Genomic DNA, 17,351 nt, shown 5'->3' on the forward strand with positions numbered 1-17,351 from the left:
TAAATGGCGTTAGATCGCAGCGACGCGGCGCTGGACGAAGCGGTCGACATACTCGTCGGCAGGCTTGTGCAGGATGTCGGTAGGCGCGCCGACCTGGATCAGCTGGCCGTCCTTGAGGATGGCGATGCGGTTGCCGATACGCACGGCTTCATCGAGGTCGTGGGTAATGAAGACGATGGTCTTGTGCAGGGTCTTCTGCAGCTCCAGCAACTGGTCCTGCATGTCCGCGCGGATCAGCGGGTCGAGGGCGCTGAAGGCTTCGTCCATGAGGATGATGTCGGTGTCCGCCGCCAGGGCGCGGGCCAGGCCGACGCGCTGGCGCATGCCGCCGGAGAGCTGGTGCGGGTAGGACTTCTCGTAGCCCTTCAGGCCCACGGTGTTGATCCAGTGCAGCGCGCGCTCCTGGCACAGCGCCTTGCTCTCGCCACGGATCTTCAGGCCGTAGGCGACGTTGTCGAGCACGCTCTTGTGCGGCAGCAGGCCGAAGCTCTGGAACACCATGCTGATCTTGCGGCGGCGGAAGTTTTCCAGCGCGGCCGCGTCGTAGCCGAGCACGTCCTCACCGTCGACCAGAATCTGCCCGCTGGTGGGGTCGATCAGGCGGTTGAAGTGGCGTACCAGGGTCGACTTGCCGGAGCCGGACAGGCCCATGATGACGAAGATTTCCCCGGCCTCGATAGACAGCGACAGGTCGTTCACCCCGACCACGCAGTCGGTGGCGGCGAGCACTTCCGCCTTGCTCTTGCCCTGGCGGATCATCGCCAGGGCCGCATCGGCCTTGGCGCCGAAGATCTTGTAGACGTTCTTGACCTGGATCTTGCTCATTTGCTGGCCTCATGGTGGCGCGAGCGGCCGTAAGCCTGGGTGATGCGGTCGATGACCACGGCGAGGATGACGATGGCGAGCCCCGCCTCCAGGCCCTTGCCGACGTTTAGCGTCTGGATGCCCACCAGCACGTCCTCGCCCAGGCCACGGGCGCCGATCATCGAGGCGATGACCACCATCGACAGGGCCATCATGGTGGTCTGGTTGATGCCGGCCATGATGCTCGGCAGCGCCAGCGGCAGCTGCACGCCGAACAGTTGCTGGCGGCGGTTGGCGCCGAATGCGGTGATGGCTTCCATCACTTCGCGGTCAACCTGGCGGATGCCCAGGTCGGTGAGGCGGATCAGCGGCGGCGCGGCGTAGATCACCGTGGCGAAGATCGCCGGCACCTTGCCCAGGCCGAACAGCATCAGCACCGGGATCAGGTACACGAAGCTGGGCATGGTTTGCATGATGTCCAGCAGCGGCAGCAGGATCGCCCGGAAGCGGTCGCTGCGCGCGGCGAGGATGCCCAGCGGAATGCCGATCAGCACCGAGATGATGGTCGCGACCATCATCAGCGCGAGGGTCTGCATCAGCTTGTCCCACAGGCCCACGGCACCCACCAGGAACAGCAGCCCGACGATCACCACGGTCGGCAGGATACGCCGCGTGGCGTGCCAGGCGATGCCGGCGACGATGACCAGCATCAGCCACCAGGGCGTCGCACGCAGCACGCTCTCCAGGTTGACGATGGCCCACAGCAGGGTGTCGGAGATGTGGCGGAACACGTCGCCGTAGTTGGTGACCAGGGCATCGACCCAACCGTTGACCCAGTCGGCGATGGAGAAGGTGAAGCGTTCGGGAAACATGGCACGTACTCGTCAGGAGTGGGGCATCACCGGGGACGCTGGGCATCCCCGGAATCGGCGGCATCAGAGCGCGGCCTGGACCTTCTTCGCAGCGTCCTCGCTGACCCAGGTGGTCCACACCTCCGGGTGTTCCTTGAGGAAGGCCTTGGCCAGTTGCTCGGAGGTCAGTTTCTCCTTGGCCATCTTCGCCAGGTTCTGGTTCAGCAGGTCGATGGGCAAGTTGACCTTCTCCAGCACGGCCACCAGTTCCGGCGCCTGGTCGTGGAAGGCCTTGGACAGGCCGACCTGGATCTTCACGTCCTTGTTCACGCCCGGCTCATCCAGCTTCACCAGGTCGGCCTGGCCCATCAGCGGCGTCGGCGACCAGTAGTAGAAGAGAATAGGCTCCTTGCGCTTGTAGCTCGACAATACGGCGGCATCCAGGGCCGGGCCGGTGCCGGGGCGGAAGTTGGTGAACTTGTCCTCGAGGCCGTACTTCTTGAGCATCTCGGAGTTTTCCAGCTCGCAGGTCCAGCCGGCCGGGCAGTTGTAGAAGCGGCCCTTGCCCGGCTCTTCCTGATCGCGGAAGACCTCGGCGTACTGGGCGAGGTCGGTGACAGCCTTCAGGTTCGGCGCCTTGGCTTCGATGTTGCGCGCCTTGTCGCCTTCGATCACGAAGCGCGGCACGTACCAGCCTTCGGTGGCACCGACGATGGGCGCGCCCACGCCGACCACCTTGTTCGCAGCGGCAGCCTTGTTCCAGGCGTCGCTACGGCCAATCCATTCCTCGCTGAAGATCTGGATGTCGTTGTTCGCCAGCGCCTGCTCCATGGTGATGGAGTTGCCCGGCAGGCTGTCGGTTTCGCAGCCGTAGCCGTTCTTCAGGATGATCTGCATGAGGTCGGTGAGCAGCATGCCGCTCTCCCAGTTCAGCCCGGCGAATTTCACCGGCTTGCCACTCTCGCACCAGCCGGCGGCCTGGGCCGATGCCTGGGTGCCGCCCAGCAGACCGGCGGACAGGAACAGGCCCAGCAGCGTCTTCTTGGTGTTGTTCATCTGATGCTCCTAAACGTGAATGAGGTTGGGCAGTGCAAGGGCCGCGCGGGCTTGTGGCTGCGCGGCCGGGCCGGTCTGTTCAGGTGCGGGCCGGCAGGATCAGCCGGTCCGGTACTGCCCGCGTGACGCGCCGGGCGACCAGGTAATAGAGAACCGCAGGGACCACCAGGCCGATGATCCAGGAGATATCCACGCCGCCGAGGGCATCCACCAGCGGGCCGGTGTAGAACTTGGTGGAAATGAACGGCAATTGCACCAGGACGCCGATCACATAGACGCTGATGCCGGGAACATTCCAGCGGCCGTAGCGGCCATCCGGATCGGAGAGCGCCGGCACGTCGTAGTGCTCGCGGGTGATGCAGTAGTAGTCCACCAGGTTGACCGCGCTCCACGGGGTGAAGAACGCCAGCAGGAAGAGGATGAAGGACTTGAACGCGCCGAGGAACGAATGCTGGCCGAGCAGTGCGATCAGGGTCGCAGCGCCGACGATGACCAGCACGAAGACCAGTCGTTGCAGGCGAGTCACTTCCAGGTGGCCACGGAAACCGCTGATCACGGTGGCGATGCACATGAAGCTGCCGTAGGAGTTGAGCGTCGAGATGGTGATCTTGCCGAAGGCGATGGTGAAGTACAGCAGTGCGGCGACGGCGCCACTGCCGCTGAGACCGACGATGTACGCCACTTCGCGGCCGGCGAACTGCCCATTGGCCATGGCCGCGGCGAACACGCCGAAGATCATCGCCACCTGGGCGCCGATCACCGAGCCGGCGCCCACGGCGAAGAAGGTTTTCACCGAGGACGTCTTGCTCGGCAGGTAGCGCGAGTAGTCCGCGACATACGGCCCGAAGGCGATCTGCCAGGAAGCGGCCAGCGACACCGCGAGCAGGAAGCTGCTCCAGCTGAAATGGCGGATTTCCAGCAGCGCGCCGACATCGGTCTGGCTCATCAGGCGGCTGAACAGGTAGACGAAGGCGATCACGCCGATGACGCTGGCGATGCGGCCGATGACATGGATGACGCGGTAGCCGAGCACGGTGACCAGCACGATGACGCTGGCGAAGATCAGGATGCCGACGCTGTCGCTGACGCCGAACAGCTGACCCAGCGCCTGGCCGGAAAGCACCGTGCCGGTAGCGGTGAAGCCCAGGTACATCAGGCACACCAGCACGATCGGAATGGCCGCGCCGTAGACGCCGAACTGCACGCGACTGGAGATCATCTGCGGCAGGCCGAGCTTGGGCCCTTGCGCGGCGTGCAGCGCCATTACGCCGCCGCCCAGCAGTTGGCCGATGAGCAGGCCGATCAGCGACCAGAACACATCGCCGCCCAGCACCACGGCGAGGGCGCCGGTGACGATGGCGGTGATCTGCAGGTTGGCGCCCAGCCATAGGGTGAACTGGCTGTAGAGCTTGCCGTGGCGCTCGGCCTCGGGGATGTAGTCGATCGAGCGCACCTCGATCAGGGGTTTGGAGCTATCACTGGCCTGGGACATCGTTATTGTTCTCCCGAAGGGATTCTTGTCTTGTCGATGTACTGCATTGCTTGACGGACCGAGCCGCCGCACCACGCCGTGCGGCGGCCCTCTCCCTGGTCCTTGTTGCATCACTCACGGCTGCCTGGCCGCCGTAGGGCGCATAACGCGCCAGCGTTATCCGCCGGCACAACGGCGGATAACCTGTTCCAGGTTATGCGCCCTACGCGCAGGCCCGGCTGCGCCTTACTTGCCAGTGATCATCGGCAGGTTCAGGCCCTGCTCCCTGGCGCAATCAATCGCGATCTGGTAACCCGCATCGGCATGGCGCATCACGCCGGTGCCTGGGTCGTTGGTCAGTACGCGGGCGATTCGCTCGGCAGCTTCGTCGGTGCCGTCGCAGACGATCACCATCCCCGAATGCTGGGAGAAGCCCATGCCCACGCCGCCGCCGTGGTGCAGCGAGACCCAGGTGGCGCCGCTGGCGGTGTTCAGCAGGGCGTTGAGCAGCGGCCAGTCGGACACGGCGTCGGAGCCGTCGCGCATGGCTTCGGTCTCGCGGTTGGGGCTTGCCACCGAGCCGGAGTCGAGGTGGTCGCGGCCGATCACGATCGGTGCTTTCAGCTCGCCGCTGCGGACCATTTCGTTGAATGCCAGGCCGAGCTTGGCGCGCTGGCCCAGGCCGACCCAGCAGATGCGCGCCGGCAGGCCCTGGAAGCTGATGCGCTCGCGCGCCATGTCCAGCCAGTTGTGCAGGTGGGCGTCGTCGGCGATCAGTTCCTTGACCTTGGCGTCGGTCTTGTAGATGTCCTCGGCGTCACCGGACAGCGCGGCCCAGCGGAACGGGCCGACGCCACGGCAGAACAGCGGGCGAATGTAGGCCGGGACGAAGCCGGGGAAGTCGAAGGCGTTGGCGACGCCCTCTTCCTTGGCCATCTGGCGGATGTTGTTGCCGTAGTCGAAGGTCGGCACGCCCTGCTTCTGGAACTCCAGCATGGCTTTGACGTGCACGGCCATGGATTGCTTGGCGGCCTTGACCACGGCGGCCGGGTCGGTCTGCGCGCGGTCGCGGTACTGCTCCCAGGTCCAGCCGGCCGGCAGGTAGCCGTTGAGCGGGTCGTGGGCGGAGGTCTGGTCGGTCACCATGTCCGGGCGTACGCCGCGTTTGATCAGCTCCGGGAGGATTTCCGCGGCGTTGCCCAGCAGGGCGATGGAGATGGCCTTGCCTTCGGCGGTGTACTGGGCGATGCGCGCCAGGGCGTCATCGAGGTCCTTGGCCTGCTCGTCGACGTAGCGGCTGGCGAGGCGGAAGTCGATGCGGCTCTGCTGGCATTCGATGTTCAGCGAGCAGGCGCCGGCCAGGGTCGCGGCCAGCGGCTGGGCACCGCCCATGCCGCCGAGACCGGCGGTGAGCACCCACTTGCCTTTCAGGTTGCCGTCGTAATGCTGGCGGCCGGCTTCGACGAAGGTTTCGTAGGTGCCCTGGACGATGCCCTGGCTGCCGATGTAGATCCACGAGCCGGCGGTCATCTGGCCGTACATGGCCAGGCCCTTGGCATCGAGCTCGTTGAAGTGCTCCCAGTTGGCCCAGTGCGGCACCAGGTTGGAGTTGGCGATCAGCACGCGCGGGGCGTTGGCGTGGGTCTTGAAGACGCCGACCGGCTTGCCGGACTGCACCAGCAGGGTCTCATCTTCATTCAGCTCCTTCAGGGTGGCGACGATCTTGTCGTAGCACTCCCAGTTGCGCGCGGCGCGACCGATGCCGCCGTACACCACCAGCTCCTTGGGGTTCTCGGCGACTTCCGGGTCGAGGTTGTTCATCAGCATGCGCAGCGGCGCTTCGGTCAGCCAGCTCTTGGCGTTCAGTTGGGTGCCGCGCGGGGCACGGATTTCGACGTCGCGGAATTTGGTCACGGAAGGCTCCTTCGCTTGCTCGGATCGTTAAGCCGGTGAGGGCTTTGGCGGTTCGTTCGACAGTGCCGAGGGGTTCGCCACCATCATGTCTATGCTTGTATGTACAAGTATAAGCAAAGCAAAGGCCAACCTTGACTGATGCCGTGCATGGGCCGCCAACAGTTGATATCAAGGTATTGATTTATAAGAATTAAAAACGAAATTACGGCCATCGACAGCGGATGACGGAAAGGGGCGGCTGACAGACAACCGCACCAGAAGAAGGCTTCCATGCACCGTTTCGTTGCGTTCGGTAACACCGCTCGCTACGAAGGGACACAGGTTGTATAGACAAGTGTTTTCCGAGCAGGGAATGCCAGTCCGCAGCGGCGATGTTCGCGAGCAAGCTCGCTCCTACAAAGAGCGCGGTGGTGGTCGGCCTGTAGGAGCGAGCTTGCTCGCGAACCAACGCCACAGCATTACTTCAATGCGGCGTCGATCTTCCCCGCCGCCTCCGCCGTCACCCATTTCGACCACAACTCCCGGTGCTCGCGGAAGAACTTCGCCCGCACATCCGCCACGTCGCGGTGGTGCTGCGCCATATCCGCCAGCAGCGCGTTGAACATGGGCAGCGGCAACTCGACCTTCTCGAACACCTGCACCAGTGGCGGCGCCTTGTCGTGGAAATCGCGGGACACACCGATGCTGATCTTCGCCGGCAGCGAGCGCGACCCCTTGGGATTGGGGTTGTTCGGGTCGGTGAGGGTCTTCCAGGCCGCCTCGTCGAACGGCGGCTCCTCCAGTTGCACCAGCTTGAAGCGGCCCAGCAATGGCGTCGGCGCCCAGTAATAGAAGAGCACCGGCTTGCCCTGGGCGATGGCCGAAGTGATCGCAGCGTCCAGGGCGGGGCCGGCGCCAGTGCGGAAGTTCACGTAGCTGCCGTCCAGCCCATAGGCCTTGAGCTTCTGCGTGTTGACGATCTCGCAGGTCCAGCCGGTGGGGCAGTTGTAGAAGCGGCCCTTGCCGGGCTCCTCGTCGTCCTTGAACAGGGCCTTGTAGTTAGGCAGGTCGCTCACTGACTTCAGGTCCGGCGCCGAGGCCTTGATCCCGCGCTTGGCATCGCCGTGCACCACGTAGTCCGGCACCCACCAGCCTTCGCTGGCGCCCTTCACTGTCTCCCCTACGGAGAACACCTGCCCGGCCTGCTCCGCCTGCTGCCACACCGTGCTGCGCCCAGCCCACTGCTCGCCGGTGACCTGGATGTCGTTCTGCTTCAGCGCGTTCTCCATGGTCACCGTGTTACCCGGCACGGCATCGGTCTGACAGCCGTAGCCCTTCTCCAGGATGAAGCGCAGGACCTCGGTGGTGAACATCCCGCTCTCCCAGTTCAGCCCGGCGAATACCACGGGTTTCGGATAGGGACAGCCGGCAGCAAGGGTCTGGGCACACAAGCCGAAGGCCAGTAGCAGCGCGAACAGGCAACGGGGGGCGGACATGGGCGACTCCGGGCGCGTTGATGTCCTTAGGGTTTAGCCGCCACGGCGCGGTTTGCCCACAACCATCGGACTGGAAATGCCACCGCGGGTGACATTCACTTTCTCTCGAGTGGCCTCACAGCGCGACCGGCAACGAAGGCATGGGCCCTGGCGCGCCATGGCACAGCGAATGCTATACCTGTATATACAGGAACAATCCACGGTAACACTTCACCGAATCCAGGATGCCGACATGCCCGAATCCCTGCTCCTGACGCCCGGCCAGTTCGACCTCGACCAGCTGCGCGCCATCTACCAGCACCAGCCCGACCTGCAGCTTGCCGACGCATGCCGCGAGGCCATCCTGCGTAGCGCGCAGACGGTCAGCCAGATCATCGCGGACCAGCGCACCGTGTACGGCATCAATACCGGTTTCGGCCTGCTGGCGCGCACCTCCATTCCCGAGGAGCAACTTGCCACACTGCAGCGCAACCTGATCCTTTCCCACTGCACCGGCACCGGAGCGCTGCTGGATGACGCCAGCGTGGCACTGATCATGGCGCTGAAGATCGGTTCGCTCGCGCGTGGCTTCTCCGGCGTCAGCCCGGCAGTGATCGAAACGCTGCTCAAGCTCTACCGCGCGCGGGTCTACCCGTGCATTCCCTCCCAGGGCTCGGTGGGCGCCTCCGGCGACCTCGCGCCGCTGGCGCACATGTCCGCGACCCTGCTGGGCGTCGGCCAGGTGCGCCATGAAGGGCGCATCCTCGACGCCACTGAGGGCCTCGCCATCGCAGGGGCCGAGCCACTGGTGCTGGGGCCGAAGGAAGGACTGGCGCTGATCAATGGCACCCAGGTGTCCACTGCGCTGGCCCTGCGCGGGCTGTTCGCGGCGGAGCGGCTGTTCATCTCCGCGGTGGTCGCCGGCAGCCTGACCGTGGAGGCGCTGAAAGGCTCGTTCGTGCCGTTCGACGCGCGCATCCAGGAGGTGCGCGGCCAGCCGGGGCAGATCACGGTCGCCGCGCTGTACCGCGAGTTGCTGCATGACAGCCCGATCAACCAGTCGCACATCGACTGCAAGCGCGTGCAGGACCCGTACTCGCTGCGCTGCCAGCCGCAGGTGATGGGCGCGTGCCTGGATCACCTGCGCTTCGCCGCCAGCATTTTCCTGCGCGAGGCCAATGCGGTTTCCGACAATCCGCTGGTATTCAGCGCTGACGGCGATGTTCTGTCAGGCGGTAACTTCCATGCCGAGCCGGTGGCCATGGCGTCGGATGTGCTGGCACTGGCGATCTCGGAGATCGGCGCGCTGTCCGAGCGGCGCATCGCCCAACTGGTAGACCCGGCGATGTCCGGACTGCCAGCGTTCCTGGTCAAGGAAGGCGGGCTGAACTCCGGCTTCATGATCGCCCAGGTCACCTCGGCGGCCCTGGCATCGGAGAACAAGACCTGGGCGCACCCGGCGTCGGTGGACAGTCTGCCGACTTCGGCGAACCAGGAAGACCACGTGTCCATGGCCACCTTCGCCGCCCGCCGCCTGCAGGACATGGCCGCCAACAGCGCCGGTGTGGTCGCCATCGAACTGCTCGCCGCCGCCCAGGGCGTGGACTTCCATGCGCCGCTGCAAAGCTCGCCGCAACTGCAGGAAGTGCGCACGCTGATCCGCAGCGAAGTGCCGCACTACGAGCAGGACCGCTACTTCGCTCCGGACATCGCCGCCGCACGGGCGTGGGTGGAGGATGGGGTGATGAGTCGGTGGATTGGCTACGAGCGGTTATATGACTGACACCCACACAGGGCGTATGAGCTCCGTCGCCACAGGTGGAATCTGCGCTCGGGATTGCCCTCCCCCTGAGGGCCGTAGGATGGGTGGAGCGGAGCGATACCCATGCGGATCGCCGCGCGGCAATTGATGGGTATCGCTCCACGCCATCCTACTCACAGCGTCCTGCCGTCCCCCTGATAAAAAAGGGCGCCTCGAAGGCGCCCTTTTCTCGTTCAGCGTGGGTCGAGTTCGATTACGCAGATGTCCGCACAGCCCGCCACCGCGAACCGCCACTCCCGCAGCGCACCATCGCTCTCGGCAATCAGTGTGTCATGCAGGCCCAGCACACCGCCCGCCTCGCCGTTCAGGCTGGAATGGATGCCCTCGCCCGCGCTGAACAACAGCACTGTGGAAGCGCTGCTGAAGAAATGCGTCGCGCCGTCCACCTTCAACCATTGCAGTCGCGCCCGGTAGCGCGTGGGCGAATAGATCAGGTTGAAATCGCGGATCGCGCCGCCGAGCAGCGTGCATTCCACCGCGCTCGCGCCATCGAAGGCGAAAGCGTCGAGCGCTTTTAGAGCGCGGGAATCGACACCGTCGACGTTCAGCCGCATGCCCTCGCCTTCCAGTACGCTGATGACGCGCTGGTAGCCGGTGAAGGCGGAGAACGGCCCGGGGGCGCCGACATCGGCAATGGACACGCGCCAGCCGAAACCTTCCAGGCCATCGCCAGCATCGCGGACGATCTCGCGGGTCGTGCCCGCGCCGTTCTTCCAGGGCATCGCCGGGTAGTCGGCGGCGCGCAGAATTCGCACGTCACTCATGAACTGAATCGTCCTTCCAGGCGATAGCGCGAACCCGGATAGAGCAGGCGTGCGCTGGTCACGGTATTGCGTCCCGACCAGGTGCGCCGGCGGATCAGCAGGCATGGTTCATGGCGGTCGACGGACAGCAGCTTGCACTCTTCGGAGCTGGGCAGCACCGCCTCGACCACGTGCTCACCCTCGCTCAGCGGGGCGACCTGGGTGAGGTAGGCGAAGGGCGTCTGCCCGGTGAAATCCTGCTTGAGGTAGTCCGGCGCCACGGCCGCGTTGACGTAGCGGTCCTCGATCTGCACCGGGATATCGTTCTCGTAGTGCACGATCACCGAGTGGAAGATGCGCTGGCCCTCGCGCACGTCCAGCGCCAGCGCGCGCTCGGCGCTGGCCAGCTCTTCCACCAGACTGATCACCACGAGGTGGTGCTTGTGCCCGCGGGCGGTGATTTCCTCGGCGATGTTCTGCACCTGGAACAGCGCGGACTGGCCCTTGGGCTCGGCGACGAAGGTGCCGACGCCCTGCATGCGCACCAGCAGGCCGTCGGCAGTCAGCTCGCGCAGTGCGCGGTTGATGGTCATGCGGCTGACACTCAGCTCGGCGACCAGCTCCGCCTCGGACGGCACGCGGTGATGCGGCGGCCAGGTTCCGGACTGGATCTGCTGGATGATCATCTGCTTGACGCGAGCGTACAGCGGCGCGGGAATTTCCCCCATCTGCGCGGCGAGCGACGAACCCTCGGCGGGCGGGGTAGGCGTGGGCGATGCGGGCACGGGAAACTCCTTGTCGTGGCGACGGTGTTCTTTCTTTGGAGGGCGACTGCGGTCTGACTCCGGCATGTACCGGATTCGACCCGTGCATACAAGTCCTCTGACGACCGCCGGGTTGCCTTGCAGTTTACGGTCCCGGCAAACGTCTGTATATGTATATACAAATTCCAAGAAACCTGCGAGGACCTCCCGCATGTCCGTTCTGTTCGCCGAAACTGCCCTGCTGCCTTCTGGCTGGGCGCGCAACGTCCGCTTCGAGATCGATGCCGCGGGCCTGTTCACCGCGATCACCCCGGACGCCAGCGCAGAAGGCGCCGAGCGCATCGCCGGGCCGGTCCTGGCGGGCATGCCGAACCTGCACTCCCACGCCTTCCAGCGCGCCATGGCGGGCCTGGCGGAAGTTGCCGGCAACCCCAACGACAGCTTCTGGACCTGGCGCGACCTGATGTATCGCCTGGTCGGTCGCCTGTCGCCCGAGCAGGTCGGGGTGATCGCCCGCCAGCTGTACATCGAGATGCTCAAGGCCGGTTACACCGGCGTCGCCGAATTCCATTACGTGCACCACGACATCGACGGCCAGCCCTACGCCAACCCGGCGGAACTGGCGCTGCGCGTCAGCCAGGCCGCGGCGGATGCCGGCATCGGCCTGACCCTGCTGCCGGTGCTCTACTCCCATGCCGGCTTCGGCGGCCAGTCGCCGAGCGAAGGCCAGCGCCGTTTCATCAACAGCACGGACAGCTACCTGAAACTGATCGACGGGCTGCGCACGCACCTGGCAGACCAGCCACAGCAGGGCCTTGGCCTGTGCTTCCACTCCCTGCGCGCGGTGACACCGCAGCAGATCGCCGAGGTGCTGGGCGCTGATTCCAGCGGCTGCCCGGTGCACATCCACATCGCCGAGCAGCAGAAGGAAGTCGACGATTGCCTGGCCTGGAGCGGTCGCCGTCCGCTGCAGTGGCTGTACGAGAACGTCGCGGTGGACGAACGCTGGTGCCTGGTCCACGCCACCCACGCCGAACCCGGCGAAGTCACCGCCATGGCCCGTAGCGGCGCGGTCGCCGGCCTCTGCCTGACCACCGAGGCGAACCTGGGCGACGGCATCTTCCCGGCGGTGGATTACCTCGCCCAGAACGGTCGTTTCGGCATCGGCTCGGACAGCCATGTATCACTGAGCGTGGTCGAGGAACTGCGCTGGCTGGAATATGGCCAGCGCCTGCGCGACCAGCGCCGCAACCGCCTCTACGGCAAGGACCAGCCGATGGTTGGCCGCACCCTGTTCGATGCCGCCCTCAGCGGCGGCGCCCAGGCGCTTGGCCAGCCCACGGGGGAACTGGCTGTCGGCAAGCGCGCCGACCTGCTGGTGCTCAACGGTGGCGACCCTTACCTGCAGACCGCCCGTGGTGACGCGATCCTCAACCGTTGGCTGTTCGCCGGCGGCGACCGCCAGGTGCGCGATGTGATGGTCGCCGGACAATGGCGCGTGCGCGAAGGCCGGCACGCGCTTGAAGAGCAAAGCGCCCGCGATTTCGCCCACGTCCTCCGCGAGCTGCTGAGCTGACTATATCGCTCTCGTAGGATGGGTGGAGCGCAGCGATACCCATGCTGTCAGCGCGCGCCATCGATGGGTATCGCTGCGCTCCACACCATCCTACGTCGAGGCAGCCGGTGAAATTCGGCATATACCGACCCTGAAGAAACGCCCCCGGGGCGTTTTTCATTGGCTTGTCGAACTGGAATCGGCTACCCGCCAGATCAGGTCGTCGGTCTGGTAGCCGCGCTCATGGGCCAGCCCCAGCAGCTTCATGCGGGTGGCATCCGGCACCACCGGCTTGCGCGACAGCAGCCAGAGGTACTCGCGATTCGGGTTGCCCACCAGCGCGGTCTGGTAATCGTCGTCGACGTAGAGCACCCAATAGTCACCCTTGGCGAGCCCCGGGAAGATCCGCGTGAAGGTATTGTCGAAACGCACCCAGAGCTTGTCGGTGCGGCCCGGCACCTGCGCTTCGGCGCGGCCGGTGGCCTGGTCCCACTCACCGTCGGTGGTCAGGCAGCGATTGGTCACCGCAATGCTGGAATCAGGCTGCAACTGATAGTGGGCTTCCGACTGCGCGCAGTGGCGCTGGAAAAACATCGGCTTGCGCGCCAGCTCGTACCAGGTGCCCTCGTAGCGCTTGAGGTCGACCTGCACGGTCTGCGGCGGTTGCGGCGAGGAACCGGCACAACCGCTCAACGCGGCGAGGCAGGCCAGCCAGATAAGGGATCGACGCATTGCGTTGCTCCTTGGCTGCCCGCCCCGTCCCCCAGGCTTACTTCAGGCCCTGGGCCGAGAACAGCAGCACTTTGTCGCCAGCGTACTGGATGCTGATGAAAGCCTTCTCGTCTCCCCAGGTGCAGCTGGAAACCCCCAGTGCGCCGGAGCATTCGGCAGGCTTGCCGAGCAGGCTTTCCACCTCGGCCTTGCTCATGCCGGTTTTGATCTTGGAATAGTTCTCCTGGTTCACTTTGCTGCAAGCGGCCAGGACGACACAGAACGCGACGAGCGCGAGGCGGCGGAAGGACATCGACAACTCCATTGTTTGGGGGGCAGGCCAACAAGCTTGGCACAGGGCGACCGGTTCGGCCGCCGGGTTGGAGTCAGAAACGTGAGCCAGGTTCCGTGAGGAACTGCGCTTCTTCGGCCGTCGAATCACGGCCCAGGATGAGATTGCGGTGCGGGAAGCGACCGAAGCGGTCGATCACCACCTGGTGCTTGCGCGCATAGGCGAGGTAGCCGGCGAACAGCACCTTCTCGCTATCGCTGGATTCGCTCTGTAGTTCTTCGTACAGGCGCACCGCCTCGTTCTGGCTGGCCAGGTCCTCGGCGTGTTCCAGCACGATGTAGACGAACACCCGCTCGATGCGCGGCAGCTGGCGGTCAAAACCGGCAGCCAGGCCCTGGCGCACCAGTTGCTGGGCGCGGGCATCACCGGCGTAGGCGCGCGGGGTATCGCGGAAGATCATCCGCGGCAGCTGGTCCAGCAGCAGGATCAGCGCCAGCCAGCTCTGCGGCTCGCGCTCCCATTCCTGCAGACCACCGTCCAGGGCCTGGCGTACCAGGCCGCCGAAACGGTTTTCCGAGTCCACGTCCTGGCAGGCGCTCTTGCCGAACCACAGGGCGTTGCGCTGGGCGGCGACTTCGTTGGCGTCCAGCGCGTTGCCAAACCACCAGTCGAGCAACGACTGCCAGGGCGCGGCGGCCATCAGCCTTCCTGGTGGTAGGCGGTGGCGCGCTCGACTTCTTCCTTCGAGCCAAGGAATACCGCGACGCGCTGGTGCAGGCTGTCGGGCTGGATGTCGAGGATGCGCTGGCGGCCGTTGGTGGCGGCGCCGCCGGCCTGCTCGATGATGAAGGACATCGGGTTGGCTTCGTACATCAGGCGCAGCTTGCCGGGCTTCTCCGGCTCGCGGGAATCGCGCGGGTACATGAACACGCCGCCGCGGGTCAGGATGCGGTGCACGTCGGCCACCATCGAGGCGATCCAGCGCATGTTGTAGTTCTTGGCCAGCGGGCCTTCCTTGCCAGCCAGCAACTCATCGACATAGCGCTTCACCGGAGCTTCCCAGTGGCGCTGGTTGGACATGTTGATGGCGAACTCGGCGGTCTGGGTCGGCACGGTGATGTTGTCGTGGGTCATCACGAAGCTGCCCAGCTCACGGTCCAGGGTGAAACCCTTGACGCCGTTGCCCAGGGTCAGGATCAGCATGGTCTGCGGGCCATAGATAGCGTAGCCGGCGGCGACCTGGGTGGTGCCCTTCTGCAGGAAGGCTTCCTCGCGCAGGCTGTCGTTCTGGCTCAGGTATTCCTGCGGGCAACGCAGCACGGAGAAGATGGTGCCAACCGAGACGTTGACGTCGATGTTGGAGGAGCCATCCAGCGGGTCGAAGACCAGCAGGTACGCACCCTTCGGGTACTTGCCCGGGATCTGGTAGGGGTGGTCCATTTCCTCGGAAGCCATGCCGGCCAGGTTGCCGGCCCACTCGTTGGCTTCCAGGAGGATTTCGTTGGAGAGGACGTCGAGCTTCTTCTGCACCTCGCCCTGGACGTTCTCGGTCTCCATGCTGCCCAGCACGCCACCCAGCGCGCCCTTGGAAACGGCGTGGCTGATTTCCTTGCACGCGCGGGCCACCACTTCCACGAGGTGACGCAGGTCGGCCGGGGTGTTGTGACTGCGGGTCTGCTCGATCAGGTAGCGGCTCAGGGTAACGCGGGACATGGAAGACTCCAGGGGAGAAGATGGAAAAAATCAGGGCGCATTCTAGCGTGGAAACGACCGCGATGCCTCCTTGCACGGAGGCTCACCGAATGCTTGGAGCCCGCCGCTCACGGGCAGTTCCCCAACGCCGGTCGGCCCCGCGACCTTCGGCCGCGCGGCGAGCGGCCCACGTGAAAGAAAACGGGGTGACGGCCGTATCCGCCCGTCACCCCGCCTCATTCACCTCAGACGATCAGAAGTCCAGGCTCAGCGCCAGGTTCACCCCCTGTGCCAGGTCGTCGCTGCTGCGGTGTGCGCTGTAGCCGCCGCGCAGGGTCAGCTCCGGGGTCAGCTTCTGGGCAACGCCAATGGTGGCGCGCTGCAGGTGGCTCTGCGGGGTATAGCCCTGCAGGCTGAAGCCGATGTCCGGCAGGCTGGTGAAGTTCATGCCGACGTTCTGGGTGTCGTCGGCATATTCCCGCTCTACCGCGACTTCACCGAACAACTGGGTCTGCGGCGATACGTCGAACTTGCCCTGCAGGCCCACGCCGAGGCGCCGGGAGTAGCGATTCTGCTCGTCATAGGCCAGCGCGGTGGAACGGCCGCTGCCCTCTTCGTAGCTGTCCACTTTCACCCGCGCCCAGTCCGCACTAACGAAGGGCGACAGGTGCCAGTTCTCGCCGCCCTGGGCAATGTCGTAGCCCAGGCGACCGCTGAAGGCCAGCAGGCTGCCGTCGGTGTCGGCCTTTTCTTCGACTTCGTGGTTGATGATGCTGAACTTGCGGTTCGCATCTTCGTAGTCGAGCTTGCCGCCAGTGACAGAGGCGTCAGCCCACCAGCGGTTCTGCTGGAACTGCACGAACAGGCTGCCCAGGTAGCTGTTGAGCTTGTAGTCGGAGTCGTCGGAACCCAGTTCCAGTTTCTGCCGGTAGAAGCCCAGCGAGCCACCGACGCGCCAGGCATCGTCGAGACGATAGCTGGTGCCCAGGGTCAGGTTGGCGCCGTAGCCGGAGCCGTCGGCCGCGCTGTCCTGGTCGTCGTAGTCCAGGTGCTGCGCGCCGCCGCTGACGAAGCCACGCCACTGGTTCACACCCTGCCAGCTTTCCCAGTCCGCCAGCCACTGGCTGCGCAGTTGGTCCTGGTAGGCGTTGTACGTGCCCAGGGCCATCTCCGGCAGCATGGTCGCTTCCCACGGGGCAGAGAGCACCGAGTAGGCATAGTCGGCAATCAGCGTCTGGCCGGCGATGGTCGGGTGCACACCGTCGTTGAAGATCAGCTTGGTCGGATCGGGGTTGCTGCCGTGGCGGCCATACACCGCGTTCTCGGGGCAGCTGTTGCCGCTGAAGCAGGTGCCGATCAGGTTCTGGTCGGTGGCCAGGTCATAGGCGCCCGGGTTGGCCAGGACTTCCTTGAACATCGCCGGGATGTTCAGCGGAATGACGTTGGCATTGGAGGCGGCCAGCTGCGCGGCCAGCTCCTCGTTGAAAATACCCGACAGCTGGGTGCCGAAGGATTCCAGCGCGGTGCCGTTGGTGGCCGGCGTCTGGCCCAGGTCAGGCAGCAGCCAGACCATGATGTAACGCGCGCCGGCGTTGTGCAGCGCATCGACGCTGTCCACCAGGCGGCCAGCGGCGGCGCGGGCCGTGGGGTCGTCGGTGATGCGGAACTGGAGGAAGTCGTTGCCGCCGCCGGTGAGGTAATACAGTGCGTTCGGGTCGGCGCGGTTGTTCACCAGGTAGCCGTCACGGGTACGGCTGTCGGAGCCGGAGGTGACGACAGAGCCACCGGGCGCGGTGATGGAATCGTAGATCTGGTCGGTGCGATAACCGCCGACCGCCCAGTTGTTGCCGTCCACGGTGCCGGGGAACAGCGACGTGGAGGGGTTCAGGTCGGTGCCATTGATGCCCAGCTTGCCGCCCAGGATCATCGGCGCTGTGGGGCCGAAAATCTCGCCGCTGCCGTCCAGGTAGGTGGGGCCGACGCGGTTGGTGAAGCGGGTGCTGGCACCGGCAGGGCCGCCGGCGTCGGCGAACTGTCCGGAATCGCTCAGGCTGTCGCCGAAGACGACCATGGTGGAATACGGCGAAGGGGCTGCGGAGGCCTGTGCGGCAATGGCCATCGCGCACGCAGCCGCCAGCGGGGTGAGCGCCTTTCTGATCATTCTGCTACTCCATGCTTTGTTGTTATTCGGTAATCAGAACAACCAAGACAGTATCAGAATT

The 17,351-nt window shown here is 65.3% G+C and carries 15 protein-coding genes; 2 read left to right on the forward strand and 13 right to left on the reverse strand.

The annotated features are described in order from the left end of the window. Positions 1–9 precede the first annotated feature (9 nt). From RS899_RS24395 to RS899_RS24420, 6 genes are all read right to left on the reverse strand, one after another. Entirely contained in the window at positions 10–825 is an 816-nt protein-coding gene (locus tag RS899_RS24395; protein ID WP_054910860.1) for a quaternary amine ABC transporter ATP-binding protein, read from the reverse strand. Beyond that, positions 822–1,676: a proline/glycine betaine ABC transporter permease gene (locus RS899_RS24400; protein WP_315808275.1), complete on the reverse strand. Its 855-nt coding sequence runs from the start codon at positions 1,674–1,676 to the stop codon at positions 822–824. Before RS899_RS24400 ends, RS899_RS24395 begins: the two co-directional genes overlap by 4 nt. A gap of 63 nt (positions 1,677–1,739) precedes the next feature. Continuing rightward, positions 1,740–2,711, reverse strand: coding sequence for an ABC transporter substrate-binding protein (locus RS899_RS24405; protein ID WP_054910861.1), 972 nt, complete (start codon positions 2,709–2,711; stop codon positions 1,740–1,742). 79 nt (positions 2,712–2,790) lie between these two features. After that, entirely contained in the window at positions 2,791–4,203 is a 1,413-nt protein-coding gene (locus tag RS899_RS24410) for a cytosine permease (protein WP_315808276.1), read from the reverse strand. 225 nt (positions 4,204–4,428) lie between these two features. After that, complete coding sequence (gene hutU / locus RS899_RS24415; protein ID WP_315808277.1) at positions 4,429–6,096, reverse strand: urocanate hydratase; 1,668 nt, start codon at positions 6,094–6,096, stop codon at positions 4,429–4,431. Between the two features lie 458 nt (positions 6,097–6,554). After that, positions 6,555–7,571: an ABC transporter substrate-binding protein gene (locus RS899_RS24420; protein ID WP_315808278.1), complete on the reverse strand. Its 1,017-nt coding sequence runs from the start codon at positions 7,569–7,571 to the stop codon at positions 6,555–6,557. Between the two features lie 232 nt (positions 7,572–7,803). Here RS899_RS24420 and hutH point away from each other — a divergent pair, with 232 nt between their 5' ends. Further along, on the forward strand, positions 7,804–9,333 hold the full coding sequence (hutH, locus tag RS899_RS24425; protein WP_315808279.1) for a histidine ammonia-lyase: 1,530 nt from the start codon (positions 7,804–7,806) through the stop codon (positions 9,331–9,333). Between the two features lie 212 nt (positions 9,334–9,545). Here the strand turns inward: hutH and RS899_RS24430 are convergent, their stop codons facing one another. Then, entirely contained in the window at positions 9,546–10,136 is a 591-nt protein-coding gene (locus RS899_RS24430; protein WP_315808280.1) for a HutD family protein, read from the reverse strand. After that, positions 10,133–10,843, reverse strand: coding sequence for a histidine utilization repressor (gene hutC, locus RS899_RS24435; RefSeq protein WP_315810473.1), 711 nt, complete (start codon positions 10,841–10,843; stop codon positions 10,133–10,135). The genes RS899_RS24430 and hutC overlap by 4 nt, the downstream gene beginning before the upstream one ends. Before the next feature lie 247 nt (positions 10,844–11,090). Here hutC and RS899_RS24440 point away from each other — a divergent pair, with 247 nt between their 5' ends. Continuing rightward, entirely contained in the window at positions 11,091–12,455 is a 1,365-nt protein-coding gene (locus tag RS899_RS24440; RefSeq protein ID WP_315808281.1) for a formimidoylglutamate deiminase, read from the forward strand. Positions 12,456–12,611: 156 nt separating this feature from the next. On the opposite strand, the gene RS899_RS24445 is transcribed toward RS899_RS24440, so the two are convergent. The 5 genes from RS899_RS24445 to estP form a co-directional block, all read right to left on the reverse strand. Continuing rightward, complete coding sequence (locus RS899_RS24445; RefSeq protein WP_315808282.1) at positions 12,612–13,166, reverse strand: lipocalin family protein; 555 nt, start codon at positions 13,164–13,166, stop codon at positions 12,612–12,614. Positions 13,167–13,203: 37 nt separating this feature from the next. Continuing rightward, complete coding sequence (gene bamE / locus RS899_RS24450; protein ID WP_024766664.1) at positions 13,204–13,458, reverse strand: outer membrane protein assembly factor BamE domain-containing protein; 255 nt, start codon at positions 13,456–13,458, stop codon at positions 13,204–13,206. Positions 13,459–13,531: 73 nt separating this feature from the next. Next, complete coding sequence (locus tag RS899_RS24455) at positions 13,532–14,137, reverse strand: DUF924 family protein (RefSeq protein WP_315808283.1); 606 nt, start codon at positions 14,135–14,137, stop codon at positions 13,532–13,534. Then, positions 14,137–15,150 carry a class 1 fructose-bisphosphatase gene (locus tag RS899_RS24460; RefSeq protein ID WP_054911293.1) on the reverse strand — a complete coding sequence of 338 codons (1,014 nt, stop codon included), beginning with the start codon at positions 15,148–15,150 and terminating at the stop codon, positions 14,137–14,139. The genes RS899_RS24455 and RS899_RS24460 overlap by 1 nt, the downstream gene beginning before the upstream one ends. 232 nt (positions 15,151–15,382) lie before the next feature. Beyond that, complete coding sequence (estP, locus tag RS899_RS24465) at positions 15,383–17,290, reverse strand: esterase EstP (protein WP_315808284.1); 1,908 nt, start codon at positions 17,288–17,290, stop codon at positions 15,383–15,385. Positions 17,291–17,351: the final 61 nt, after the last annotated feature.

This window comes from Pseudomonas sp. C9-3 (assembly GCF_032392015.1).
In the GTDB taxonomy this organism is placed as follows: domain Bacteria; phylum Pseudomonadota; class Gammaproteobacteria; order Pseudomonadales; family Pseudomonadaceae; genus Pseudomonas; species Pseudomonas nitroreducens.